The organism is Nocardia sp. NPDC003693 (genome assembly GCF_053981095.1).
On the sequence record NZ_JBSFNO010000015.1, the window covers coordinates 117507 to 141682 of the forward strand.

22 protein-coding genes, 1 pseudogene and 1 riboswitch are annotated in these 24176 nt (G+C 68.5%); of the genes and pseudogenes, 7 read left to right on the forward strand and 16 right to left on the reverse strand.

Annotated elements, in window-relative coordinates; all coding sequences use genetic code 11:
• Positions 1 to 39 precede the first annotated feature (39 nt).
• A complete protein-coding gene (gene bluB, locus ACWDOP_RS18640; protein WP_456346091.1) occupies positions 40 to 705 on the forward strand; it encodes a 5,6-dimethylbenzimidazole synthase in 666 nt (221 codons plus the stop codon).
• A gap of 163 nt (positions 706 to 868) precedes the next feature.
• Here bluB and ACWDOP_RS18645 read toward each other — a convergent pair whose 3' ends face one another.
• The 7 genes and pseudogenes from ACWDOP_RS18645 to ACWDOP_RS18675 form a co-directional block, all read right to left on the reverse strand.
• A complete protein-coding gene (locus ACWDOP_RS18645; RefSeq protein ID WP_456346092.1) occupies positions 869 to 2161 on the reverse strand; it encodes an acetyl-CoA C-acyltransferase in 1293 nt (430 codons plus the stop codon).
• 185 nt (positions 2162 to 2346) lie between these two features.
• The gene (gene hpf, locus ACWDOP_RS18650; RefSeq protein ID WP_456346133.1) at positions 2347 to 3024 is read right to left on the reverse strand and encodes a ribosome hibernation-promoting factor, HPF/YfiA family; all 678 of its coding nucleotides are present in this window, start codon (positions 3022 to 3024) and stop codon (positions 2347 to 2349) included.
• Positions 3025 to 3253: 229 nt separating this feature from the next.
• Complete coding sequence (locus ACWDOP_RS18655; RefSeq protein WP_456346093.1) at positions 3254 to 3910, reverse strand: ComF family protein; 657 nt, start codon at positions 3908 to 3910, stop codon at positions 3254 to 3256.
• A 15-nt stretch (positions 3911 to 3925) separates the two neighbouring features.
• Complete coding sequence (gene lpqB / locus ACWDOP_RS18660; RefSeq protein WP_456346134.1) at positions 3926 to 5689, reverse strand: MtrAB system accessory lipoprotein LpqB; 1764 nt, start codon at positions 5687 to 5689, stop codon at positions 3926 to 3928.
• A 698-nt stretch (positions 5690 to 6387) separates the two neighbouring features.
• Positions 6388 to 7977: pseudogene (mtrB, locus tag ACWDOP_RS18665) on the reverse strand (MtrAB system histidine kinase MtrB); the annotation flags it as partial.
• On the reverse strand, positions 7974 to 8651 hold the full coding sequence (mtrA, locus tag ACWDOP_RS18670) for an MtrAB system response regulator MtrA (protein WP_456346094.1): 678 nt from the start codon (positions 8649 to 8651) through the stop codon (positions 7974 to 7976). The pseudogene mtrB and the gene mtrA, both read right to left, overlap by 4 nt.
• Before the next feature lie 77 nt (positions 8652 to 8728).
• Positions 8729 to 9376 carry a dTMP kinase gene (locus ACWDOP_RS18675; protein WP_454203605.1) on the reverse strand — a complete coding sequence of 216 codons (648 nt, stop codon included), beginning with the start codon at positions 9374 to 9376 and terminating at the stop codon, positions 8729 to 8731.
• Between the two features lie 650 nt (positions 9377 to 10026).
• Here ACWDOP_RS18675 and ACWDOP_RS18680 point away from each other — a divergent pair.
• The gene (locus ACWDOP_RS18680; protein ID WP_354987347.1) at positions 10027 to 10302 is read left to right on the forward strand and encodes a hypothetical protein; all 276 of its coding nucleotides are present in this window, start codon (positions 10027 to 10029) and stop codon (positions 10300 to 10302) included.
• Positions 10303 to 10468: 166 nt separating this feature from the next.
• Here the strand turns inward: ACWDOP_RS18680 and ahcY are convergent, their stop codons facing one another.
• The 4 genes from ahcY to ACWDOP_RS18700 all read right to left on the reverse strand — a co-directional run bounded on the left by ahcY (position 10469) and on the right by ACWDOP_RS18700 (position 15720).
• Positions 10469 to 11944, reverse strand: a complete 1476-nt coding sequence (ahcY, locus tag ACWDOP_RS18685) for an adenosylhomocysteinase (protein ID WP_454203608.1) — start codon at positions 11942 to 11944, stop codon at positions 10469 to 10471.
• Between the two features lie 166 nt (positions 11945 to 12110).
• Positions 12111 to 13196, reverse strand: a complete 1086-nt coding sequence (locus tag ACWDOP_RS18690; RefSeq protein ID WP_456346095.1) for an alkane 1-monooxygenase — start codon at positions 13194 to 13196, stop codon at positions 12111 to 12113.
• Positions 13197 to 13456: 260 nt separating this feature from the next.
• The gene (locus ACWDOP_RS18695) at positions 13457 to 14149 is read right to left on the reverse strand and encodes a response regulator (RefSeq protein WP_454203609.1); all 693 of its coding nucleotides are present in this window, start codon (positions 14147 to 14149) and stop codon (positions 13457 to 13459) included.
• Entirely contained in the window at positions 14146 to 15720 is a 1575-nt protein-coding gene (locus tag ACWDOP_RS18700; RefSeq protein WP_456346096.1) for a sensor histidine kinase, read from the reverse strand. The genes ACWDOP_RS18695 and ACWDOP_RS18700 overlap by 4 nt, the downstream gene beginning before the upstream one ends.
• Positions 15721 to 15869: 149 nt before the next feature.
• On the opposite strand from ACWDOP_RS18700, the gene ACWDOP_RS18705 reads away from it, so the two are divergent.
• Positions 15870 to 17276, forward strand: a complete 1407-nt coding sequence (locus ACWDOP_RS18705; RefSeq protein WP_456346097.1) for a cation:dicarboxylate symporter family transporter — start codon at positions 15870 to 15872, stop codon at positions 17274 to 17276.
• Between the two features lie 79 nt (positions 17277 to 17355).
• Here ACWDOP_RS18705 and ACWDOP_RS18710 read toward each other — a convergent pair whose 3' ends face one another.
• Complete coding sequence (locus ACWDOP_RS18710; RefSeq protein WP_456346098.1) at positions 17356 to 17670, reverse strand: hypothetical protein; 315 nt, start codon at positions 17668 to 17670, stop codon at positions 17356 to 17358.
• 499 nt (positions 17671 to 18169) lie between these two features.
• Between ACWDOP_RS18710 and ACWDOP_RS18715 the strand changes: the two genes are divergently transcribed.
• The 3 genes from ACWDOP_RS18715 to ACWDOP_RS18725 are packed head-to-tail and all read left to right on the forward strand — an operon-like array spanning position 18170 to position 19498.
• Entirely contained in the window at positions 18170 to 19051 is an 882-nt protein-coding gene (locus ACWDOP_RS18715) for a helix-turn-helix domain-containing protein (RefSeq protein ID WP_456346099.1), read from the forward strand.
• Positions 19048 to 19263, forward strand: a complete 216-nt coding sequence (locus ACWDOP_RS18720; protein ID WP_456346100.1) for a DUF397 domain-containing protein — start codon at positions 19048 to 19050, stop codon at positions 19261 to 19263. Before ACWDOP_RS18715 ends, ACWDOP_RS18720 begins: the two co-directional genes overlap by 4 nt.
• Positions 19264 to 19267: 4 nt before the next feature.
• Positions 19268 to 19498 carry a DUF397 domain-containing protein gene (locus ACWDOP_RS18725; RefSeq protein ID WP_456346101.1) on the forward strand — a complete coding sequence of 77 codons (231 nt, stop codon included), beginning with the start codon at positions 19268 to 19270 and terminating at the stop codon, positions 19496 to 19498.
• Positions 19499 to 19542: 44 nt separating this feature from the next.
• On the opposite strand, the gene ACWDOP_RS18730 is transcribed toward ACWDOP_RS18725, so the two are convergent.
• The 4 genes from ACWDOP_RS18730 to cofD all read right to left on the reverse strand — a co-directional run bounded on the left by ACWDOP_RS18730 (position 19543) and on the right by cofD (position 23313).
• Positions 19543 to 19989 (reverse strand): 6,7-dimethyl-8-ribityllumazine synthase, encoded by a 447-nt coding sequence (locus tag ACWDOP_RS18730; RefSeq protein WP_454203616.1) that lies wholly within the window; start codon positions 19987 to 19989, stop codon positions 19543 to 19545.
• A gap of 77 nt (positions 19990 to 20066) precedes the next feature.
• Positions 20067 to 20232, reverse strand: a riboswitch (FMN riboswitch).
• Positions 20233 to 20349: 117 nt separating this feature from the next.
• Positions 20350 to 20868 carry an NUDIX hydrolase gene (locus tag ACWDOP_RS18735; RefSeq protein WP_456346102.1) on the reverse strand — a complete coding sequence of 173 codons (519 nt, stop codon included), beginning with the start codon at positions 20866 to 20868 and terminating at the stop codon, positions 20350 to 20352.
• A gap of 139 nt (positions 20869 to 21007) precedes the next feature.
• A complete protein-coding gene (locus ACWDOP_RS18740) occupies positions 21008 to 22357 on the reverse strand; it encodes a coenzyme F420-0:L-glutamate ligase (RefSeq protein WP_456346103.1) in 1350 nt (449 codons plus the stop codon).
• Positions 22354 to 23313, reverse strand: coding sequence for a 2-phospho-L-lactate transferase (gene cofD, locus ACWDOP_RS18745; RefSeq protein ID WP_456346135.1), 960 nt, complete (start codon positions 23311 to 23313; stop codon positions 22354 to 22356). Before cofD ends, ACWDOP_RS18740 begins: the two co-directional genes overlap by 4 nt.
• Positions 23314 to 23938: 625 nt before the next feature.
• Here cofD and ACWDOP_RS18750 point away from each other — a divergent pair.
• Positions 23939 to 24166: a WhiB family transcriptional regulator gene (locus ACWDOP_RS18750; RefSeq protein ID WP_033089244.1), complete on the forward strand. Its 228-nt coding sequence runs from the start codon at positions 23939 to 23941 to the stop codon at positions 24164 to 24166.
• Positions 24167 to 24176: the final 10 nt, after the last annotated feature.

A 24176-nucleotide genomic window follows, 5' to 3' on the forward strand; every position in this document is an offset into this window, starting at 1 on the left:
GAAGCAACCGCCGGCATCGCGCCTGGTTCACTGGGGGCCGTGTGTTCCGAAGGCCCGATTGCCCCCGTCGAATGTCCCAGCGTCTACGACGCCATTCGCCTGCGCCGCGATGTGCGCGCGGAGTTCACCGGCGACGTCGTGGACGACGACACCCTGCTGCGCATCCTCGATGCCGCCCATCGCGCGCCCAGCGTCGGCAATTCCATGCCCTGGGATTTCATCGTCATCCGCGATCCGGCGATGCTGCGCAAGTTCGCCGACCACGTCGCGGACAAGCGCCGCGAGTTCCACGCGGGCCTGCCCGCCGACCGCGCGGACACCTTCGACCCCATCAAGATCGAGGGCATCACCGAGTCCGGCACCGGGATAGTGGTCACCCACAACCAGTCCCGCGGCGGCGCCCACGTGCTGGGCCGCGCGAGCGTGCCGGAGACCGGCATCTACTCCACGATCCTGGCGATCCAGAACCTCTGGCTCGCAGCGACCGCCGAGAACATCGGCGTCGGCTGGGTCAGCTTCTACGACACCCCGGTCCTGGCCGACCTGCTGCACCTGCCCGACCACGTGAAACCGGTCGCCTGGCTCTGCGTCGGACCCGTCGAGCGGTTCCAGGAAGTCCCCGACCTCGAACGGTTCGGCTGGCGCACCCGCCGCCCCCTGGAGTCCGCGATCCACTGGGAGCGTTTCACCGACCGCGACGCCTGACCGCAGGTCGCCCGGCTCGGGTCACCCCACCGGACCGGACGTGGTCGATCCGGAATGCCGTGCCGGCCACGACCGCACCGCCGTCGACAACAGCCCTCGACAGGAGAAAGTGGCCGCGGCCCTGGAGCCGCGGCGACTTCCCGCATTCACCGCGGGGTGAGTGTCAGACGCGTTCCAGGACCGCCGACGCGCCGATGCCGCCGGCCGCGCAGATGCCGAGCAGGGCCGTCGACTTGCCGGTGCGGTGGAGTTCGTTGGCCATCGTCGTCACCATGCGGGCGCCGGTCGCGCCGAAGGGGTGGCCGAGGGAGACCGAGCCGCCGTGCACGTTGAGCTTGGCGGGGTCGATCTCGCCGACGGCGGTATCGCGGTCGAGGCGGGTCTTGGCCCACTCGTCACTGGCCAGGGCCGTCACCACGGACAGGGTCTGGGCGGCGAACGCCTCGTGGATGTCGACCAGGTCGACGTCGGCGAGGGACAGGCCGGCCTTGTCCAGGGCGCGCGGCATCGAGATCGCGGGGCCGATCAGGACCTGGTCGCGCGGATCGACGCTGACGTAGCTCCAGGAGCGGAAGGCCGCGAGCGGGGTGAGGCCGAGGGCGCGGGCCTTCTCCTCGCTCATGAGCAGCACCGCGGACGCGCCGTCGGTGAGCGGGCTGGCGTTGCCCGCGGTGACGGTGCCGCCCTTGGCGAAAACCGGTGCGAGGGAAGCGAGTTTCTCGATGCTGGTGCCGGGGCGCACCAGGCCGTCGCGATCGACGACCTTGCCCTCGGGGGTGGTCACCGACAGCACCTCGTCGGCGAACCGGCCGGAGTCGATGGCCGCGGCGGCGCGGTGGTGCGAGCGGGCGGCGAACTCGTCCTGCGCGGCGCGCGAGACGCCGTGGATGCGCGCCATCTTCTCGGCGCTCTCACCCATGACCTCGCCGGTGGTGCGCTCTTCGATCTTGGGGCGGCGCGGCATCAGGTCGTAGAAGGGCGCGAGCTGCGCGGCGGCGGCGAGGTAGTCCTTGGCCTTGGGCTTGCCCAGCGCGAGCGGCGCGGCCGCGTGCACCATCTTCTGCGGCAGCTTCACCTCCGCATTGCTGGTGGAGTCGCTGCCACCGGCGATCATGATGTCGTATTCGCCGCGCTCGATGGCGGCCGCGGCCGAGGTCACGGCCTGCAGGCCGGAGGCGCACGCGCGCGTGACGGTGTAACCCTCGCAGCCGGGGTCGAGCTGGAGATCCAGCGCGATCTCGCGCGCGATGTTGGGCGCACCGCTGGGCAGGATCACCCCGCCCCACACGATGGCCTGCACGGCGGCCCTGTCCAGCCCGCTGCGCTCGAGCAACCCGGCGACGGCGATGTCGGCCAGGTCGATGGAGTCCATCCGGGTGTAGTCACCGAATGCCCGCACGAACGGGGTGCGTACGCCGGAGACGATGACGGCACGACGAGCGCCCTTGGTAGCCATGCTTTTTCCCTTCGAGAATGCCTGGCCCTCAAACTTACCGCGAGGTAAGAAAGAAAGCGATACACCTCGTAACAGAAAAATGCGCAGGCTACGGGGTCTCCCCACGACCTGCGAGAAGCCGCGGGGAGGCGAGGGAATCCGGGGCCCGGACGGGCCCCGGGATAGGAAATGACGAGGGCTACCGGTTACGCGAGACGGATGATGCCGTAATCGAACGCGTGGCGACGGTAGACGACCGACGGTCGGTCGGTCTCCTTGTCCTGGAACAGGAAGAAATCGTGACCGACGAGCTCCATCTGGTAGAGGGCGTCGTCGACCGTCATGGGGATCGCGGGATGGGTCTTGGTGCGCACGACGTGACCGGGACCGGCGTTCTCGCCGTCCAGATCCTCGGGCGCGTGATCGTGCGCGTCGGACGACCCGTTCGACGACACGAAGAGCGAATCGTCGATGAGACCGGCGGTCGCCTGAGACACCGAGATGGGTGTCTTGTCCCCATGATGAACGCGACGACGGTCCTTGAGCCGGCGTAAGCGGCCCTCCAGCCTCTCGACCGCCAGTTCCAGGGCGGCGTAGAAGCTGTCCGCGCAGGCTTCGGCCCGGACGACCGGGCCCTTGCCGCGAGCGGTTATCTCGATTCGCTGGCAATTCTTGCGTTGACGACGGTTGGGCTCGTGCGTGAGTTCCACGTCGAAGAGGTAGATGCTGGGGTCGAAGCGCTCCAAGCGAGAAAGCTTGTCCGCCACATGAACTCGGAAATGATCGGGTACTCCGCCCTCACCGAGTGTTCGTCCCTTGACAACGATCTCCGCCTGCTGGGCGGAGGTGGTTTTGTCTTCGGGTTCGAGAGCGTCTTCCAGCAGCACCGAAGTGACCGCGGACTTCGCTGAAGGTCGTGAAGAAGTCGTCACGCGTACCTCCCGGATCTGGCCGCACAAGCCGCTCGTGCGGCGGGATTGAACGTGTGCCGATCGAAATTCGCTCGGCACATATGGTCCGAGGCGCCACCTCCAAACTCTCCGTTCGGGTGTCTGATCGCCACGCTAGTTCGCCAGCGACCTGTCCGCCAGTGTTCACGCAAATTTCGGAGAATCAAGCGTGGCAGGTTACCAGCGCGGCACGAACCGTCACTCCGGCCGCAGTGAGCGCACGGACCGATTCCGTCACTGTGGCACCGGTGGTCAACACGTCATCAATCAGCACTACCTCGGCATTTGCCGGAAACCGGGCCTCGTTCGGGCGGCCGGGAGCCACTATGATTCGCCCGCGCAGATTGTGCTGGCGGTCGCCGCGGCCCAATCCGACCGAATCGCGCACACCGGCGCGAAGTCGAAGCATTCGTGCCGGTCGGCAATCGGATAGCCAACTCGCCGCGACGAACGCGGCACCGGTCACCGGATCACCACCGCGCTCGCGGGCCGCGGCGGCCCGGGTGGGCGCGGGGACCAAAATAAGCGGTCGCGCGCGATCCCGCAAAGTATCCAGCCCCCTGGCCATCGCGAGCCCCAGCGGGGCCGCCAGGTCGGCCCGGCGCCGTTCCTTGGCGGCCAGCACCGCGCGCCGGGCCGCGCCGCGATAGGGAGCCAGCGCCCAGCACGGCACGCCGGGATCGGCGCGCGGGCGCAACCGGATCGGCGGTCCGGACAGCGCCGCGGCGCAGTCGGCACACCAGTCGGTGCCCGGGATCCCGCAGCCGCCGCAGGCGCGCGGCAGGATCAGATCGATCGCGCTCGCGAAGAACGCCCCCATCGATCCAGTGTGCGCCTAGCCCGGCAGCACCGGGACCGCATTGCCGCCCAGACCCGGAACTTCGCGCCAGTAGTACTCGCCGCCTTCGGGATTGCGGGTCAGTTCCAGCACCGCGCGCGAATCCGCGACGTACTCGTTGTTCGGGGTCGCGCACACCACGCGCACCGGCGGGGTCAGGTTCTGGGTGGTCTGCGGCTGGTACCCGGAGCCGTCCACCAGCACGGCCGCCACGGGGTCCACGTTGCCCTCTCGCGAGACGATGACGCGTTCGTCGGACTGCCAGTCGATCGACACCGCCGCGGTGCTCAGACCGACCGCCAGCGGCAGCGGCGAGGAGAGCCGGAACTTGCCGCCGGGCTGGGGCACCACGACCGCGACGTACACCTTGCCGTTGGCGATGATGGCCGCGCGCGCCCCCGAGGGCGAGATCCGCAATTCGGTGATGGGCCCGCGCGGGGGCTGCGCGCTGGAGTTCGCCGCCGCCGCGGTCAGATCGCTGATGTCCACGTCCTGCACCGACACGTTGCCGGTGGACCGCTCGTGCACGGCCCGGATGACCCGCTCGCCGTCGACCACCGTCCACGCCGAGCTGCCGTCCGCGGGCCAGCTCGGACGGGTGAACGTGCCGCCGGTGGCGACCGGGAACCCCTGCCCGTCGTAGGTGCCGAAAATGAGGGTGCGGCCCGGTTCCGGTTCCGGGCGGCCGGATTTGGCGACCGCGGCGACGAGCCCGCCGTCCAGGGACAGCGCCACGGTCTCCAGGGTGCGGGTCGTGCCGAAGAAGCCGGGGGCGGGCGTGATGCCGTTCTCGGTCACCGCGACCAGGGAGCCGTCGCGCACCGCGTGCAGCCCGGCGCGGTTGTGCGCCACCGATTCCGGGCCGAGACCGTCGACGTCGGCGCGGGTCCAGCCGGTGGCGGCGTAGCGCTCGTCGAGCGGCTTGCCGTCGGCGAGCAGCATGTACGGGCCGAGCACCTCGGCCCCGGCCAGGGTCAGCACCACCTGGGTGGCCAGCAGCTCGCGGGCCTTGGGATCCAGTGCGCCCGCGCCGGCGAAGTCGATCTGCACCCCGCCGCCGACGCCGACCCCGTCGGCGTCGCCGCTGGCGCTGGTGATGGGACCGCGCAGGGTCACCGGCCCGGACAGCGGATTGCGCACCGCGGGCGCGAGCGCCTCCTGCGGGCCCTCCGCGAGCAGCCCGAGCAGCTTCTGCGGCAGCTGATCCTTGCGGGTGGAGATCCAGCGCAGGTCCGGGACCATCGCCACGCCGGCCAGGTTCGGGAAGAACAGCGAGTACCGCTTGTAGGACTTGGCGAACGCGGTCTGTTCCACGATCACGCCGGAGGGCAGATCGTCCACCCGCCACTCACCGTCGACCTTGACCAGTTCGACCTTGTTCTCCAGGGTGCCGTCGCTGGTCCGGTAGGAGCCGTCCGGCGCGAGTTCGCCGATCTTGCGGGCCCGGATGACGTAGGTGGCGGTGTCGGCGGTCCGCGATTCCCGCAGCGTGTCGGGCCGGTCGATGATGGTCGTGCCGGCGGCGTCGTCCCAGCGCACATTGGCCGCGGGCGAGAGGAATTGGCGCGCGGCCTGATGCCGGTTGGTGGGGTCGGCGGTGGCCTGCAGGAAGTCGCGCAGCAGCTGATCGGGTTCGCGCCCGGAGATGGGCGGCTGGAGTTCGGCGCTGGTGGGCTGGCGCTCGAGGGTGCCCAGCGCCTGCGGCGCCGAGGAGTCGGGGAGATTCGCGCAGGCGGCCCCGCTCAGCACGCAGGTGAGCACCAGCAGCGTCCGGAACAGGCGCGAACTCCGGCGCGGCGCGCGCCGCCCGCCGGTGGCCGCGCGCGAGGCGGCCACCGCGCCGGGCCGCCGAGCGGGAAGGGGGCCGAGTAGCGAGGTGGCTGAGAAGGTACCCACATCGTGTGAACTCAGTGGGTCACGTTTCCTCATTGCCGTCCGTCTCCTGAGTCGGCGAGCACCGTGTCATCGGGATTGTCGTCCGGGGAACCGGAATCCGCGCGGGGATCGGCGTGGGCGCCCGCGGTGCCGTTGCTCCCGGGCCCGTCACCGGCCCGGGGTGTGCCGTCGGTCCCGGGAGCGGCGTCCTCGCCGTTCGCGGCGGTGTCGTCTTCCGGGACAGCGCTTTCCGGGGCTGCCGGAGCCGCTTCCTCGGGATCCGAGTCGTCCGGAACCGCGTCGTCCGGAGCCGAATCGTCCGGGACCACGCTCGCCGGTGCGGGATCGGCCGCGTCGAGGACGATCCCGGACGGCACGAACAGTGGGATCGGCGTGACACGGCCGGAACCGGTCTCGTCGTCCGAACCCGATGCGCCGGACTCGGATTCGGCGCCGGCCGGCTCCCCGGTCGCAGCGGCCCCGAAACCCGTTGCGGCCGGACCGGCTTCGGGCCCGGCGTCGGAATCCGCCGTGCCGATGTCCAGGGCGAGTTGTTCGGCGGTGATGCCGCCGCGCAGTTTGGGCGGCTCCAGGGGCAGCGGGCTCGAACCGAGCTTCTTGGTGCGCACCAGCGGCAGTGTGAGCCGGAAGCTCGCGCCGACGCCGATCTCGCCCCACGCCTCGAGCTTGCCCTCGTGCAGGTTCGCGTCCTCGACGCTGATGGACAGGCCCAGACCCGTTCCGCCCGAACGCCGCATCCGCGAGGGGTCCGAGCGCCAGAAGCGGTTGAAGACCAGCTTTTCCTCGCCGGGCCGCAGGCCCACGCCCTGATCGCGCACCACGATGGCGACCGCGTTGGCGTCGGTGTCCCCGCGCATGCGCATCAGGACCGGCTTGCCCTCGCTGTGGTCGATGGCGTTGGCGAGCAGATTGCGCAGCACGCGTTCCACGCGGCGCGGATCCACTTCGGCGACAAGGGGTTCCTCGGGCATGTCGACGACGATCTCGACGCCGGACTCCTTCGCCAGGTGCCGCACGGTGGACACCGCGGCCCGCGCGCACATGCGCACGTCCAGCGATTCCACCTGGAGTTCGGCCACACCCGCGTCGTGCCGGGAGATTTCGAGCAGATCGTTGAGCAGGCCCTCGAAGCGATCGAGTTCGTTCACCAGCAGTTCGGCCGACCGCGCGAGCGCGGGATCGAGGTCGTCGCTGGAGCCGTGGATGAGATCGGCGGCCATGCGGACGGTCGTCAACGGCGTGCGCAGCTCGTGGCTGACATCGGAGGTGAAGCGGCGCTGCAGATTTCCGAACTCTTCGAGCTGGGTGATCTGGTTGGACAGACTCTCGGCCATCTCGTTGAACGACATGGCGAGCCTGGCCATGTCGTCCTCGCCGCGCACCAGCATGCGTTCCTTGAGGCGGCCGTCGGCGAAGCGCGAGGCGATGCGCGCCGCGGATCGAATGGGCAGCACCACCTGTCGCGTCACCAGGGCGGTGATGGCGGCCAGCAGGACCAGCAGCACGATGCCGCCGATGAGCATGGTGCCGCGCATGAGATCGAGGCTGCGCTGCTCGTTGGTGAGCGGGAAGATCAGGTAGATCTCCAGCGACGGCACGTCGGTGGCGGGGCTGCCGATGATGAGGGCGCGCCCGCGGAAACCGTCCGGATCCGAGACCGGCGCGAACTGGTAGCTGATCTGCCGTTCCTGCACGAAATGCCGCAGTTCCGGCGGGATTTCCTGAATCGGCCCGGCCGACAGCTCGGATTGACTGTCCCCGACCATGGCCAGCGCGGAGTTGTAACTGCCCGCCTCACCGCCGGATTGGGCGCCGCCGCCACCGGCCAGGGCGCGGCGGGCATCCTCGAGACGGGCCAGCTGGGTGCTGGAGTCGTGCACGCCGGTGAGCGTGGACTGCACCGTGTTCCGCGCGCGGGCCATCTCCTCGACGGCCGCGTTGATCTTCGCGTCCAAGAGCCTGTCGGTGATCTGGGAGGTGAGCACGACTCCGAGAATCGTGATCACGATCAGCGACAGGGTCAAGGTCGACACGACGACTCGCAACTGCAGCGAGCGCCGCCACACGTGGCCCAGTTGTTCTCCGCGAGTACGGAACCAGGCCACCACTACTGCCAGCCACCGCTGTACGCGGTTTCTGGAGCCAGCGATCACGGCGGTCCGGCCTTGTAGCCCACGCCACGGACGGTGAGCACGATCTCCGGGTTCTCGGGATCCTTCTCGACCTTGGCGCGCAACCGCTGGACGTGCACGTTGACCAGGCGGGTGTCGGCGGCGTGCCGGTAACCCCAGACCTGTTCGAGCAGGACTTCACGGGTGAACACCTGACGCGGCTTGCGCGCCAGTGCCACGAGGAGATCGAATTCCAAGGGAGTCAGCGAGATCTGCTGACCGCCGCGGGTCACCTTGTGCGCCGGCACGTCGCTGACGATGTCCGCGATGGACAGAAGTTCTTGTGGCTCCTCCTCGGTACGGCGCAGGCGCGCACGCACGCGAGCGACGAGTTCCTTCGGCTTGAACGGCTTGACGATGTAATCGTCAGCGCCCGACTCCAACCCCAGGACGACGTCGACCGTGTCGGTCTTCGCCGTCAGCATCACGATGGGCACTCCCGAATCGGCACGCAGCACACGGCAGACGTCGATGCCGTTCATGCCGGGCAGCATGAGATCCAGCAACACGAGATCCGGGCGCAGCTCCCGGACCGCGGTAAGCGCCTGTGTGCCGTCACCGACGACGTGAGGGTCGAATCCCTCACCCCGCAAGACGATCGTGAGCATCTCAGCGAGAGCCATATCGTCGTCGACGACCAGAATCTTGGGCTTCATAAGACTATGTTGTCACCTTCCCGGCTCCGATCAGGCCGCCACGCCAACACTCGTGACCTGTCGGCGCACATCCAACCCTATCCAGCAACGTTTTCCGCGATCCGCGCCGCCAGTGTTGCCGGATCGTCACCGGTCCGATGCGTCCACCATGGCCCGCGCCAGTTCATTTCGGCCAGTTCACGGTAGACGGCTCCGGTGCGCCGCTGGAGTCCGCCGTCTTTCTCGTACGCGTCGAGCGCGCGCGTCGCGTCGGCCTCCCCGCGCGATCGAGCACGCTCCTCGGCAACACTAACCGGGACATCCAGCAGAATCTGGAGTTTCGGGACGGGGAGTCCGAAGCGCTCGAACTCCAATTCCGCGACCCAGGTAATGATTTCGCCCGTTGCGTCCTGTTCCAGCCGGGCGGCGGAATAGGCCGCGTTCGAGGCCACGTAGCGGTCGAGTAGCACGATGTCGTTGTCCGCCAGCAGCTTCGAGAGTTCGTCGCGGGCGTCGTAGCGATCGAGCGCGAACAGCAGCGCCATGGCGTTCACCGAGGCGGCCACGTCGCCGTGCCCGCCGCGCAGCGCCTCGGCCGCCAGATCGGCGTGGATCGAGACCCCATAGCGGGGGAACGCGAGCGTGGCGACCCGCAGCCCGCGCCCGGTCAGCTCGCCCACGACAGCAGAGGTGAGCGTGCGTTTACCCGCACCGTCGAGCCCTTCCACCGGAACCAGCACACCCATGATCGCGAGCGTACCGAATGAATGCCCGGGCAAACCGGGGCGGGCGTCCCCGCGCGAGCCTCCGAGCACCGGGGGCGTCGGACTGCCCCGGCGCGGACCGCGGGCCGCGATACCGAATGTGCCCGGCCGACCCGGACGATCGGGTCTCGACCACGATCCTCCGGACTCGAGAACTGGCGGTAGATGCCCTGCCGACCGTCGACGATCGACACAACCGGGCACCGGCTAGCCGCCCGGCATATCCGCGAAGCGCCAGGGCCCGCGCACGCGGCCCGACCGCACCGGCAGCAGGCCCGCCGAGGCCGGGACCGCAGAATTGGGGGCAAGTGTTCAAAACGTAGTTGCTTCATAACCGGGCGCACGACCGGCGGGTGTGGGTACAGTGCGACGCACACTCCCCCTGCAAGGAGAGCAACGCACTAAAACCGGCCGGTCGCCTTACGGGTGACCGGCCGCGTGCTGCGAGCAGCCGGGGGCAGCCTCACCCGACACGCGGCGGATCGCGTCGGCCGGGGGCATGGCCCGCGCACGCGAGTTCGGTGCCCGATAGGCACGTCCCGCCAAACATGTCGAATTTTCGACGGGTTTTGAAATGTTGACGCTTCAGTTCTTGTAGGGTCCCACGCACTGTCCCCCGCAAGGAGCGCCCCATGAAATCTCGTCTTGCACACCAGATCCCGCGCGCGGCCGTCGGCGCGTTCGCCATCGCCGCGGTCATCTCCACCGCCGGCGTGGCCACCGCCGCGCCCGTCGCCGCCCCGGCCGCACCCGTGGCCGGGCCCAGCACCGGCTCGCTCGACTCCCTCTCGGGCACCGGTCAGTCGGGTTCACTGGGCACCGGCTCGAGCGCGAGCCAGCTGATCCAGGCGGCGCTGTGCACCCTGCAGGGCAAGCAGTGGATTCCGCTGCTGGACATCTGCATCTAGGCGGCTTCCCCCTCGAGTCGACGCGACCCCGGCCCGCCCGGGGTGCGAAACGGCCGGTCACCCATGGGTGACCGGCCGTTCTCGACTCGGCGGCAGGCCCGCTGTTCGAACCCCGGGCGCGCCGCGCACGGTGCGCGCCGCCGGAATCGGCGGCGCGCGGCCGGGCTCAGTAGCGGTAGTGCTCGGGCTTGTACGGGCCCTCGACATCCACGCCGATGTATTCGGCCTGGTCCTTGGTGAGCTTGGTCAGGGTGCCACCGAGGGCCTCGACGTGGATCTTGGCGACCTTCTCGTCCAGGTGCTTGGGCAGGCGGTAGACCTCGTTGTCGTACTCCTCCGGCTTGGTCCACAGCTCGAGCTGCGCGATGACCTGGTTGGAGAACGAGTTCGACATGACGAACGAGGGGTGGCCGGTGGCGTTGCCCAGGTTCAGCAGGCGGCCCTCGGACAGCACGATGATCGAGCGGCCCGTCTCCTTGAACGTCCACAGGTCGACCTGCGGCTTGATGTTCAGGCGATCGGCGCCCGAGGACTCCAGGGCGGCCATGTCGATCTCGTTGTCGAAGTGGCCGATGTTGCCCAGGATGGCCTGTTCCTTCATCGCCTTCATGTGATCGAGGGTGATGATGTCCTTGTTGCCGGTCGAGGTGACCACGATGTCGGCGTCGGCGATGGCCTGCTCGACGGTGACGACGTCGAAGCCGTCCATGAGCGCCTGCAGCGCGTTGATCGGGTCGATCTCGGTGACCTGCACGCGCGCGCCCTGGCCCTTGAGGGACTCGGCGCAGCCCTTGCCGACGTCGCCGTAGCCGCAGATCAGCACCTTCTTGCCGCCGATGAGCACATCGGTGCCGCGGTTGATGCCGTCGACCAGGGAGTGGCGGGTGCCGTACTTGTTGTCGAACTTGGACTTGGTGACCGAGTCGTTGACGTTGATCGCCGGGAACGACAGCTCACCCGCGGCGGCGAACTGGTACAGCCGCAGCACGCCGGTGGTGGTCTCCTCGGTGACGCCCTTGACCGAGTCGGCGATCTTGCTCCACTTGGTGCCGTCGGCTTCCAGGCTCGCGCGCAGCAGGTTCAGGAAGACCTTGTACTCCGCGGAGTGGGTCTCGTCCTCGGGCGGGACCACGCCGGACTTCTCGAACTGCGCGCCGCGCAGCACCAGCATGGTGGCGTCGCCGCCGTCGTCCAGGATCATGTTCGCCGGCTCGCCCGGCCAGGTGAGCATCTGCTCGGCGGCCCACCAGTACTCCTCCAGGGTCTCGCCCTTCCAGGCGAAGACCGGGGTGCCCTTGGGCTCGTCCTCGGTGCCGTGCGGGCCGACGACGACGGCCGCGGCCGCGTGGTCCTGGGTGGAGAAGATGTTGCAGGAGGCCCAGCGGACCTCCGCGCCGAGATCCACGAGGGTCTCGATGAGCACGGCGGTCTGCACGGTCATGTGCAGCGAGCCGGAGATGCGGGCGCCGCGCAGCGGCTGCACCTCGGCGTACTCACGACGCAGTGCCATCAGGCCCGGCATCTCGTGCTCGGCGAGGCGAATCTCCTTGCGGCCGAACTCGGCCTGCGACAGATCCGCCACCTTGAAATCGATCCCGTTGCGGACGTCGGCGGTCATCATGCTGGTCACTGCGGTCGTCATCTGCCTCTCCTGGTCGGCTGCTTCCCCCGCAAGGCTAGTCGGTGTGGGTGCGCTTGCCCCCACCCACGGCAAAGCTCGCACCCCGTAAGGGTGCGAGCTTTGCTTTCGCGACGTCAGCCGAACCCCGATGCCCTCCCCTGGTTCATCGGGACCGCGGGCCGCTGTGTCAGGCGACCGCCATGCCGTGCTCGGACAGAATCCGCTCGCGCTTGCGCGGTTGGATGTTCGCCCGGGCGATGTCGCCCTCGTAGTGCGTGAGTAGTCGCGCGTCCATGACGTGCCGCCACAGCGGCGGCACCAGCGCCAGCAGGATCATGGTCGCGTAGCCCGCCGGGAGTTGCGGCGCCTGCTCCGAACTGCGCAGGGTCTGATACCTGCGGCCCGGATTGGCGTGGTGGTCGCTGTGCCGCTGCAGGTGGAACAGGAAGATGTTGGTGACCAGCCTGTCGCTGTTCCAGCTGTCGCTGGGCGAGCAGCGCGCCCAGTTGCCGTTCGGTCGCCGGCGGCGCAGCAAACCGTAGTGCTCGACGTAGTTGACCGTCTCCAGCAGCGCGACCCCGATCACGGCCTGAATCACCAGGTAGGGCAGGATTTTCCAGCCGAAACCCAGGAGCAGCGCGCCGAAGAGCACCACGGACATGGACCACGCCTGCAGGATGTGGTTGCGGTAGTTCCACCAGCCGTGGCCGCGACGCCGCAGCCTGGCCTTTTCGATGCCGATCGCCGAGCGGAACCCGCCGATCACGCTGCGCGGCAGGAACCCCCACAGCGTCTCGCCCATGCGCGCGCTGGCCGGATCCTCGGGGGTGGCGACGCGGGCGTGATGGCCCTTGTTGTGCTCCACGAAGAAATGCCCGTAGGCCGACTGCGCCAGCGCGAGTTTGGAGAGCCAGCGCTCGAGCCGCTCCACGCGGTGCCCGAGTTCGTGCGCGGCGTTGATGCCGATGCCGCTGACGAAGCCGAGGGTGGCCGCCAGGCCCAGTTTGTCCACGACGGACAGTTCGTCCCCGGCCCACATGATCGCCGCGATGATCAGGCCCGCGAGCTGGATGGGCAGGAACAGATAGGTGCACCACCGGTAGAACCGGTCGTTGCTGAGTAGTTCGTAATCCTCATCTCGCGGATTGCTGCCGTCCTCCCCGACGACCCAATCCAGTACCGGTATGACTATGAGAACGATGACCGGGCCGATCCACCAGAACACCTCTGCCTTCGTCCAATACACCAGCTGTGACGGCAGCAGCGCACTCATCGGGGCGATGAGCCCCAGTACCCACAGGTGACGTTTGGGATCCGGCGAACCCGACCGTTTGCCGACCAATTGCACGTTTGCCCCGCTAATTAGATACCTCAGAAGTTCGCAGGTAGATATATACGTACTTTACGTCCGTTACACCACCGGCTGGGTCCCGAAGGTGGCAACCGTTACACGCTGGGCAGTCATTGATCGAGCAACTGACCGTGTAATGCCAGTCACCGCACATCACAGGCAAACCGGTAGTGAATCCGAACTCAGTGCAACCACGTGTAGCGAACTTGTGGCCGCCCGGTGCGACCGTAGTCGGTCCGGCGTTCCACCACGCCGTCTTCGGCGAGACGCTCCAGGTATCGCCACGCGGTAACCCGCGAAACGCCGACGACTCGCCCGCACTCCCCCGCCGACACTCCATCGGGCGACGCGCGGACCGCACGGGATACTTCCTCCATCGTCTGTGGCGCAATGCCTTTCGGCGAGGTAGCGCGCGCGTCGGTGGTGCGCAGCGCACCGAATGCCCGGTCTATTTCCTGCTGCGACACCGCCGCTGCCCCCGCGGGCAGCGCCGCCCGGTACTCGAGATAGCGCTCGAGCTTCTCGCGGAACGCCGAAAAGGTAAAGGGCTTCAGGAGATACAGCACGACGCCGTGCGCCACCGCCGCGCGCACCATGGCCAGATCGCGGGCGGAGGTGACCGCGATGACGTCCGGGCGCGGGCGCAGACCCGCCAGCGCCGCCGCGACGGCGAGACCGCTCATATCCGGTAAACCGATATCCATCAGTACGAGGTCGATGGATTCGTCACGCTTCTGTGACCTCGTGGCGGCGGTGATCGCCTCGCGGCCCGAGTGCGCGATCGCCGCGACCTCGAAGCCGGGGATCCGCTCGACGTACGACCGGTGCGCCGCGGCGATGGCCCGGTCGTCCTCCACGATCATGACCCGGATCATCGCGAGAACCGCACGATCACACCGGATTCCGGCTCGCGCTGGGCGCGCAGCTCACCGCCGTGCCGGGCCACCAGCCGGCGCACCAGCGCCAATCCCAGTCCGTGGTGGTCGGTTTTGGTGGAGTAGCCGCGTTCGGTGGCTCGGGTGAACACCTCCTCGGACATGCCCGGGCCGCTGTCGGCAACGCGGACAAGGAGTTCGGTCGGTTTCCCGGGCTCCTCCGGCTCGTCGCGCCGCACCGTCACCTCGACCCAGGCGTCCTCGTCGCGCCCGACCGCGTCGAGGGCGTTGTCGACGAGATTGCCCAGCAGCGTGACCATTTCGTGCGCGGTGAGCGGATCGGTGCTGTCCAGCAGGGTATCCCCGGTCACCGTCAGCTCCACGCCGTTCTCCGCGGCCTGCTCCACCTTGCCCAGCAGCAGCGCCACCACCGCCGGTTCGGCCACCGCGCCGGTGAGACGGTCGATGAGCGCCTGGGAGAGTTCGAGTTCGGCGGTGGCGAAGGCGACGGCCTCGCGGGTGCGGCCGAGTTCGACCATTGTCACCACCGCGTGCAGCCGGTTGGCGGCCTCGTGCGCCTGCGCGCGCAGGGCTTCGGCGAAGCCGCGCACCGAGTCCAATTCGCCGAGCACGTCACCCAATTCGGTGTGATCGCGCAGGGTGAGCACGGTGCCCATGCGGTGTCCGTCGTGCTCGACCAGGTCCTGGTTCACCACCAGGACGCGATCCGGGGTCACGTGCATCTCGTCGCGCACGACCTCGGCGCCCAAGCGCTGCAGCGAGATCGGCAGATCACCGCGCAGCACCGGGCCCTGCGCGGGCAGGTCGAGCAGCTTGCGCGCCTGATCGTTGACCACGTCGGCGCGTTCGCCGGCCTTGTCGAACACCAGCAGGCCCTCGTGCACCGAGTGCAGCACGGCGTCGTGATGCTCGTACATCCCGCGCAGTTCGGCCAGGGCCAGGCCGTGGGTCTGGCGGAAGAGCCTGCGCCGCAGCAGCAGTGCGCCGAGCGTGGCCAGCACCAGGCCGGTGGCGGCCACCGCCAGGATGGTCGGCAGCTGGCCGCGCACCTGATCGCCGATGTGCTCGCGGGTCACGCCCGCGGACACCAGCGCCACCACCGCGCCGTCGGCGTCGCGCACCGGGGTGACCGCGCGGATCGAGGGTCCCAGTGTGCCGGTGTAGATCTCGGTGAAGGTCTCCCCCGCCAGCGCGCGGTCGATGGTGCCGCTGAACGGTTTTCCGATGCGGCTCGGGTCGGTGTGCGTGTAGCGGGTGCGGTCGGGGGCCATGACCACGACGAAGTCCACGCCGGTGCGCTCGCGAATGCGTTCGGTCACCGGTTGCAGCGCCGAAACCGGATCGGCCCCGCGGACCGCGGTCAGGGTGGAGGGCGCCTGGGCCAGGGTCACCGCGATGTCGGTGACGCGGTCGCGGGTGGCGTCGTCGTGCGCGGTACGGGTCTGCAGGACCGCGAGCGCGGTGCCGATACCGATCACCGCCGCCAGCACCACCAGCTGCACCGCGAACACCTGGCCGGCCAGGGTGCGCCGGGACTCCGTTCTTCTCACCTGTGCCTCCGTGCCGCGTGAACAAAACTTACGAAACAGTGATCGGCGTCACCGCCCGGGTAATCATTCTTCACGAGACGGTGTGAACGGGATCACGCCTTCGACTTCGGATCGGTATCGAAGCGACCCAGAACGAGGAATCCACAGCGATGACGACAACCGCCACAGCAGAGCCGAATCCGCCGGGCCGGACGGGAGACGACCAACCCGCGGGCGCCGCGCCCAAGCGGGACCGCACCCACTGGCTGTATCTGGCGGTCATCGTCGCGGTGGTGGCCGGTATGCTGGCGGGCTGGCTCGCGCCCGGCTTCGGCCGGTCGGTGGGCGAACTGGGCACCCTGTTCGTGAACCTGATCAAGATGATGATCTCGCCGGTCATCTTCTGCACCATCGTGCTCGGCATCGGCTCGGTGCGGGCGGCGGCGCGGATCGGCCGGGTCGGCGGGCTGGCGATCGCCTACTTCCTGCTGATGTCCACCGCGGCGCTGGCCATCGGACTGGTGGTGGGCAATCTGCTGCATCCGGGCAACGGGCTGGATGTGGCGGGGCACGCCGGGGAGACCGCGAAGTACGTTCAGGATGCGCACAGTGCGGGCGGCACCTGGGATTTCGTGAAGGACATCGTGCCGACGACGCTGGTGTCCGGGCTGACCTCGGGCAAGGTGTTGCAGACGCTGTTCATCGCGCTGCTGGTCGGTTTCGCGATTCAGGCCATGGGAGCGGCGGGTGAACCGCTGCTGCGCGGGGTGGCGCTGATCCAGAAGCTGGTGTTCCGGGTGCTCACCATGATTCTGTGGCTGGCGCCGATCGGCGCGTTCGGCGCGATCGCGAACGTGGTGGCGCGCACCGGGTTGGACGCGGTCAAGCAGTTGGCGTTGCTCATGGTGGCGTTCTATCTGACCTGCGTGGTGTTCGTGTTCGGGGTGCTGGGTGCGCTGCTGCGGGCGGCGGCCGGGGTGTCGATCTTCAAGCTGGTGCGGTATCTGGCGCGCGAGTATCTGCTGATCGTGGCGACCTCGTCCTCGGAGTCGGCGCTGCCGCGCCTGATCGCCAAGATGGAGCACCTCGGGGTGGAGCGCCCGACCGTGGGTGTGGTTGTGCCGACCGGGTATTCGTTCAATCTCGACGGCACCGCGATCTACCTGACGATGGCCACGCTGTTCGTCGCCGACGCGATGGGTCAGCCGCTGTCCTGGTCCGAGCAGCTGAGCCTGCTGGTGTTCATGATCGTCGCGTCGAAGGGTGCGGCGGGCGTGACCGGTGCGGGCCTGGCCACCCTGGCCGGCGGGATCCAGAGTCATCGCCCCGACCTGCTCGACGGCGTCGGCCTGATAGTCGGGATCGACAGGTTCATGTCCGAGGCCCGCGCGGTCACGAACTTCTCCGGCAACGCGGTCGCGACGGTGCTGATCGGCACCTGGACCAAAACGATCGATCCCCTCCGGGTGCAGGCCGTGCTGGACCGCCGGCTCCCGTTCGACGAGACGACGATGGTCGACGACCACCCGGCCACCCCGGAACCGGCGACCCCCGAAAAGAGCCTGATTCCCGCCTGAGCTGCCCACTATCTCGGTAGGAATCGGAAAGGCCGTCGGCGCGCAGCCTGCACTGCGCGCCGACGGTCGATTTGTCGTCTCATCCGGGATGCGCTGTGAGGCGCCGGATTCCGGGCTTGCGCCGGTACCAGGTGCCGTTCGAGGTCAGGACGTCCGCGAACTCGACGACTACGCCGAGCTGTCCCACCAGGTCGGCGATCGTGGGCACCAGCACGATCTCGGCGCGCACCAGGGCGAATCTCGCGAGGATCTCGGCGGCCGGCGCGTCGTCCCCGGCGTCGAGCAACAGCAGATCCGAATCACGCGCGGAATGTGCTCCGGAAGCCCAGCGCAGTCCGAATCTCGCTATGAGCGAGCGCAATTGGTCCTCGGCCTCGTCCACGTCGTCGGTCACCCCCTGATGAACGACACCGAGCGCGCCCGGCCCCGACGGTGCTGCGGGCGCCGAACTCCGCTCCGCCCCAGCACCTCCCGGCAGCAACCGCAACGACGGCCGCGTCATGCGGCCGCACCGCCCGCCCACTCCCCGGGCTCCGCGCGGCCCGTCAGCACGCTTCCGGTAGTGATCACCATCGCAACCTCCCGAGTCCCAGCGAGCGGATGAGGTGCGCCCGGCCCGGCCCCGAGGGGGCACACCCCGGGGCCGGAGGGAAGCGGGAGCGACGGTCGCGGTCGCTCCCGGGTCGGTTGCCTCCCGAACCGGGCGCAGCACCAGCACACGCCCGAACGCGTTGCACGGGCGGCATTTTTGGAGAATCCAGGCCAATCGATCCAACAGCCCTGGATAGAATCCGGGAAAGCCAAGCAGCAGATCCAGGATCCGTTGGGCTCGGCACCGGAAACTGCGGTATGCGATCCAGGATGCGAGCGTTTCGCATCCAAAGGAGGGTCAGATGCCCAAGATCGGCTCCAGCATCCCTCGCCGGCAGCTCGCTCGATGGCTGCGCGAGCTGCGAAATCAAAGCGGTATGACCATCGCCGAACTAGCCAAACTCATCGAGCGAGGCGACGGTACGGTCCAGCGGCTCGAGACCGGCCACCCGGACGTGAAGATCCGGCTGTGGGACATCGAAGCCATATGCCAGGCACTGGGAGCAGATGCCACGACGACCGAGGGGTTGAAAGGTCTCGCACAGCAAGCGAATACGAAGTACTGGTGGCACGAGTACGGCGATCTGATCCCCGAGGACTTCGATGTGTACATCGGGCTCGAAGCCACCGCGACCACGCTCACCTCCTATACGGAGATAGTTCCGGGGCTGTTGCAGACACCCGACTACGCCAGATCACTGTTCGAGATAGTCCATGCCGAAGCGTCCGCGAGCGACATCGACAGGCGTGTCGAGCTGCGCATGTATCGGCAGCGGCGAGTCACGCGCACGGCCAAACCCGTTGGCCTGGATGTGGTTCTCGGCGAGTCGGTCCTTCGTCGCATGGTCGGTGGCCCGAAGATCATGTCTGCTCAGCTGCGACACCTCGCCGACATGAGCACCCGCGACAACGTTCGGGTCCGCGTGTTGCCCGATCGGGAGGGCATCGCTCTCGGCGATCTCACCGGCAACTACACCGTGTGCGAGTTCGACCGCGCCACAAGGGGTGTTCTCGAGGAACCGACAACCGTCTACGTTGAGAGTTACACGGGTGCGCTCTATTTCGACGATTCCCGCACCGTGGAGCGATATCTGCACGCGAATGCGCGGTATCGGAAAGTTGCGTTGGACGAGCAGGCGTCGAGAGATCTGCTTCGCAGGACGGCAAGGGAGTACACGACGTGAACATCGATTGGCCCCGGGCACACTGGCGTAAGAGCACCCACAGCGGAGGCAGCGGCGGCGACTGCGTAGAGGTCGCGTTCGCCGGCGGTTCGGTCGGCGTCCGCGATTCGAAGAACCCCGGGCCCGTGCTGGTGTTCGCGCCTGGCGAGTGGGACGCGTTCACCGCAGGAGTGGTGCAGGGGGCATTCAACGTGAGTTCAGGACAGGGATAGCGGAATGCACAACCTGTCGGGCACGGACCAGGAAGTCAGGGACGCCCAATTCCGCAAGAGCCGCCGCAGCGGTAACGGGCCGGACTGCGTGGAGGTGGCGTTTCTGACCGACGGCAATGTCGCTGTGCGGCACTCCAAGGCACCGGACGGCCACGTCATCGTCTATACGCCCGGCGAGTGGGACACGTTCACGGCAGGTGTGAGCGACGGGGAGTTCGACCGGCCGTCCGCCTGACGGCCGTGGGCGCGCCCGGTTCGGCGCACGCCCACGGCTCGCGGTCAGTTCGCGGTCACCGGCTCCAGGGCCAGGGTGGCGGCGATCGCGTTGGCCAGCTCGGTGCCCTTCACCACGAAGTGGCGGGTGAAGTAGTCGCGGTGTTCGGCGTGCTCGTGGAAGTGGTGCGGGGTCAGCACCGCGGAGAACACCGGGACGTCGGTGTCGAGCTGCACCCGCATGAGGGCGTCGACGACGGTGCCCGCGACGAAGTCATGGCGGTAGATGCCGCCGTCGACCACCAGCGCGAGGCCGGCGATCGCCGCGTAGCGGCCGCTGGTGGCCAAACGCTTTGCCTGCAGCGGGATTTCGAAGGCGCCGGGCACCTCGATGACGTCGATCTCGTAACCCCGGTCCGCGAGCCCGATGCGGGCGGCCTCCACGGCCTGCCCGACGATCTCGCTGTGCCACTGCGCGGCGACCAGAGCGATGCGGCTAGAGATGGGTGACATGTCCTGCTCCTGTTCGTGTTGTCACCCAGGGCAAGACGACACGAACGCCCCGCCGCCGCAGCGGTGGAACACCCGTGTCGCGTTCTCTTCCATCCGGACTATGACCGTCGGCTCCGGGTTCACACCGGAATCTGCTGACCCGCCCTGCCCTGGGGCAACGCGGCGCTCGCGGGCCCGTGCGCCCGGGTCGGTCCGGACACCATCACCGCCGGTAGGGACTTCCACCCCGCCCTGAGAACGTGTACCCGCCGAACTCTATGCGCTCACATACTCCCGATCAACACGGACTCCACTCTGTGGAAACGACCCCCGCCCAGCAGGCCGGAACGGCCGGGCGAACCCGGCACGCCCGGCCGCCGATCAGCGGAGCAGGACGTCCGCGTACGGGGGTAGGGCGTTCACCGGCCAGAAGCGGAGGTCGGTCGACTCCGCGCTGCGGACGGGGACCGCGCCGGGCGGGGCGGTGATCTTGAACAGGAGGTCCAGGTGGCGGGTCGGGACGCCGAGGGAGCAGGTGATGGGGTGGGCCTGGGCGGCGTAGAGGCCGGGGTGGAGGTGGAGGCCGGGGATCCCGGACTCCTCGGTGGCCTCGCGGTAGGCCGCGTCGGACACCGAATCGTCGGATTCCTCGCAGTGGCCGCCCAACTGGATCCAGCGGCCCACGCGGGGGTGCAGGGTCAGCAGGACCTCGGACTCGTCGTGGGACAGGACTATCGCCGACGCGGTGATGTGGCCGGCGGCGTGCTCGCGCAGGCAGCCGCGGGGGGCAGAGCCCAGGAACGCGAGCATCGCCTCGCGCAGGGACGAGTCCGGTCCCGTTGCGGGGGACCACTTTTCGAGCAGCTCGGTGGCCGAGCGGTGCAGGGATTCAGCGCTCACGGTTTCACCGGTCCCATGTCGCGCGCCGCGAGGTCGGCACTCGCCCCACACAAAGACTCCGGACGGGTGCGATGGAGCTGATGCCCGCGATCGCGGGTGGCCCCCGAGCCGCACACGCCCGGTGCCCGGCGCCCCGCGCTCACAGCTCCACCAGCCCGGTGCCGGGGTCGCGAGCGGCGCGGGGCGCGAGCTCCTCGAGGGGATAGCCGATAGCGATGGCCCCCAACGGATTCCAATCCGCTTCCAGGCCCAGCACCTCGCGAGTCAACTCGGGAGCGAAGATCGTCGAGCCGATCCAGCAGCTGCCCACGCCCTTGGTCGCCAGCGCGACCAGCAGACCCTGTACCGCCGCGCCGACCGCGACGTTGAACATGGTCGCCTCGTGCCCGCGCCGGCGCTCGTCGGGATAGTCGTGCGCGCCGTCCGGCACGCAGAACGGGATGATCACCTCGGGGGCGTCGAACAGGATGCGCCCGCGCGCGACCCGGCGTTCGACCCGGTCGGGATCGAGCCCGTCGGCGCGCAGATCCGCGCGCCACTTCTCGGCCATGGCCTCGAGCAGCCGCTCGCGCAGCGCCCGATCGCGCAGCCAGACGAACCGCACCGGGCGGGTGTGGTGCGGCGCGGGCGCGGTCAGCGCCTCCCCGACCGCGGCCCGGATGATCGTGGGTTCGACCGGCGCGTCGGCGAATTGCCGCACCGACCGCCGCACCAGCAGCGCCTGCGAGCGCCCGAGCTCGATGGCCTCCTGGGTCCCGAGCCAGAACAGATCCTCGACCCCGCGCCGCGGCAGATCCGCGGCGGTGGAGCCGTCGTCGGTGTAGTCGAGCCCGCGCACCACCGCGATCGGCACCCCGCCGAGTTTGCCCTTGACCAGGTCCGCGGCCGCGGCCAGTTCGTCGGCGATGGCGACCAACGTGACGTGCAGTTCGTTGCCCTGCCCGTCGATCGCGCCGTCGTAGTCGTGCAGCACCCGCACCCCGGAGGAGCCGATGGCGGCGTCGATCTGGCCGTTGCGCCACGCCCGCCCCATGGTGTCGGTGACGACCACGGCCACGCGCACGCCGAGCCGGTCGGCGAGCGCGGTGCGCAGAGCCTTGGCGCTGCCGTCGGGATCGACCGGCAGCAACACCAGTTCACCGGATTCCACATTGGACCCGTCGATGCCGGAGGCCGCCTGCACGATGCCGAGCTTGTTCTCGGTGATCAGGGTGCGGTTCTTCTGCGCCAGTACGCGAACCGCCTCCTGCCGCACCAGTTCCCGGCGCGCGGCGTCGCGCTCCTCGGGATCGGTGGGCGCGGCCACGATCCGGCCCTCGACCTTGGAGACGATCTTGCTGGTGACCACCAGCACGTCCCCGTCCCGCAGCCAAGGCGCCTGTGCCGCAACGTGTTCGGCGATATCGTCACCGGGCCGGAACTCGGGCAGACCGGTGATGGGCAGTATGCGGAGTTCGCCTCCGGCCGCGTGATCGTGCACGCCGCTCATGGTTTCACGCCCGCGAGGTCCAGGACCTGTTCGACCATCCGCGCCGTGGTGGCGGGATCGGTCATGAGCAGCGGCACCGCGCGGACCTCGACGCCGGGAATCTCGGCGGTATCGCCGGTGTGCACGAGCCAGCCGTCCAGGATTCCGGTAGCCGACCGTGCGCCGAAGTGGTTGCCCACGGCCTCGGCGCTGGTCTCTACCCCGATTACCGACAAACATTCATCGGCCATGCCACGCAAGGGCTTTCCGCCGACCACGGGCGACAGGCCGATCACCTTGGCGGTGGTGGTGCGCAGTGCGCCGCGAATGCCCGGAACCGCGAGGATGGCTCCGACGCTCACGACGGGGTTCGAGGGGGCCAGAATGACCACATCCGCGGACTCTATGATTTCTGTCACACCTGGCGCCGGTTTTGCTTGTTCCGCCCCAATAGTCACAAATCCATGGGTCTCAACGTTCGCCCGGTACCGCACCCACCACTCTTGGAAATGGATCGCGCGACGTTCGCCAGGGTTCTCCGGGTCACCGATAACGACGTGTGTTTCACACCGATCGTCCGTTGCCGGCAACAGCTTCACACCCGGCTGCCAGCGATTGCAGAGGGCTTCGGTCACCGCCGAGAGCGGGTATCCCTGACGCAGCATTTCGGTCCGGATGAGATGGGTGGCGATATCGCGGTCGCCGAGCCCGAACCAATCGGGCTGCGCGTTGTATTTCGCCAGCTCCTCCTTGGCGTTCCAGGTCTCGTTCGCATGCCCCCAGCCGCGTTCGGGATCGATGCCCCCACCCAGCGTGTACATGCAGGTGTCCAGGTCAGGACAAATTCGGAGCCCGTGCATCCAGACGTCGTCGCCGACGTTCACAATGGCGGTCACATCGGCGCCGGGGACCAGCTCGCGCACGCCCTGCAGGAACCTCGCGCCGCCGACTCCACCGACCAGTACCGCAATCCGCAGACCGGTTCCGGGCGCGGTATCCGCTTGTTCTCGAGTCACATCCGCACAGCCTAAGCGGTACACGCGCGGACACACCCGGCAGGATATTTGCTGTGAATTTGCTACTTGATCTGCGGGAACCCCGGAAAATGGGGCCGCAGATGGTAACGGAATAGCTTCGGCGGCTTGACCACCGCCGCGCCCGGCGTGTCTAATCACAGGCATGTCATTCCGGGTCCCGCGAGAGCTCAAGGCGCGGACCACTTTTCGAACAACTGTTCGCATCGGAATGGCCAGCAGCTCGGGGATGGCCGCGGGACTACGTCGCGGTGTTGGGCCGTCGGTGGGATCGGGTCCGACGGATTAATCATTCTGCGCTAACACACAGTGAGGAGGCGGAGCGATGGCCGATGAGCTGGCCCCGTCAGGAATTCCGGGCGGTGTATCGCGAACCGATTCCCAAGCTGGCGCAGCTTCTGACTTCTGCGCCGACGTTTGGAACGGACACGAGGGGGGTGAACTGATGACGCCGCGCCCAGGCGGCGGTCAATGGGCTCGGGCGCAATACCAGCCCGAACCGCCCCGCCTGAGCCTGATCGTCACGGGCACCGATGAGGGGTTCGACAGCTTTTCCCGCGGGGGTCGCATGACCGAGGCGGAGCAGTGGCAGGAACGGGCGCTGTGCGCCCAGACCGATCCGGAGGCGTTCTTCCCCGAGAAGGGCGGCTCCACCCGCGAGGCCAAGCGCATCTGCCTGGGCTGCGAGGTTCGAGACGAATGCCTGGAATACGCGCTCGCGAACGATGAGCGCTTCGGCATCTGGGGCGGGCTCTCCGAACGCGAACGCCGTCGCCTCAAACGCGGCATCATCTAGAGACGACGGG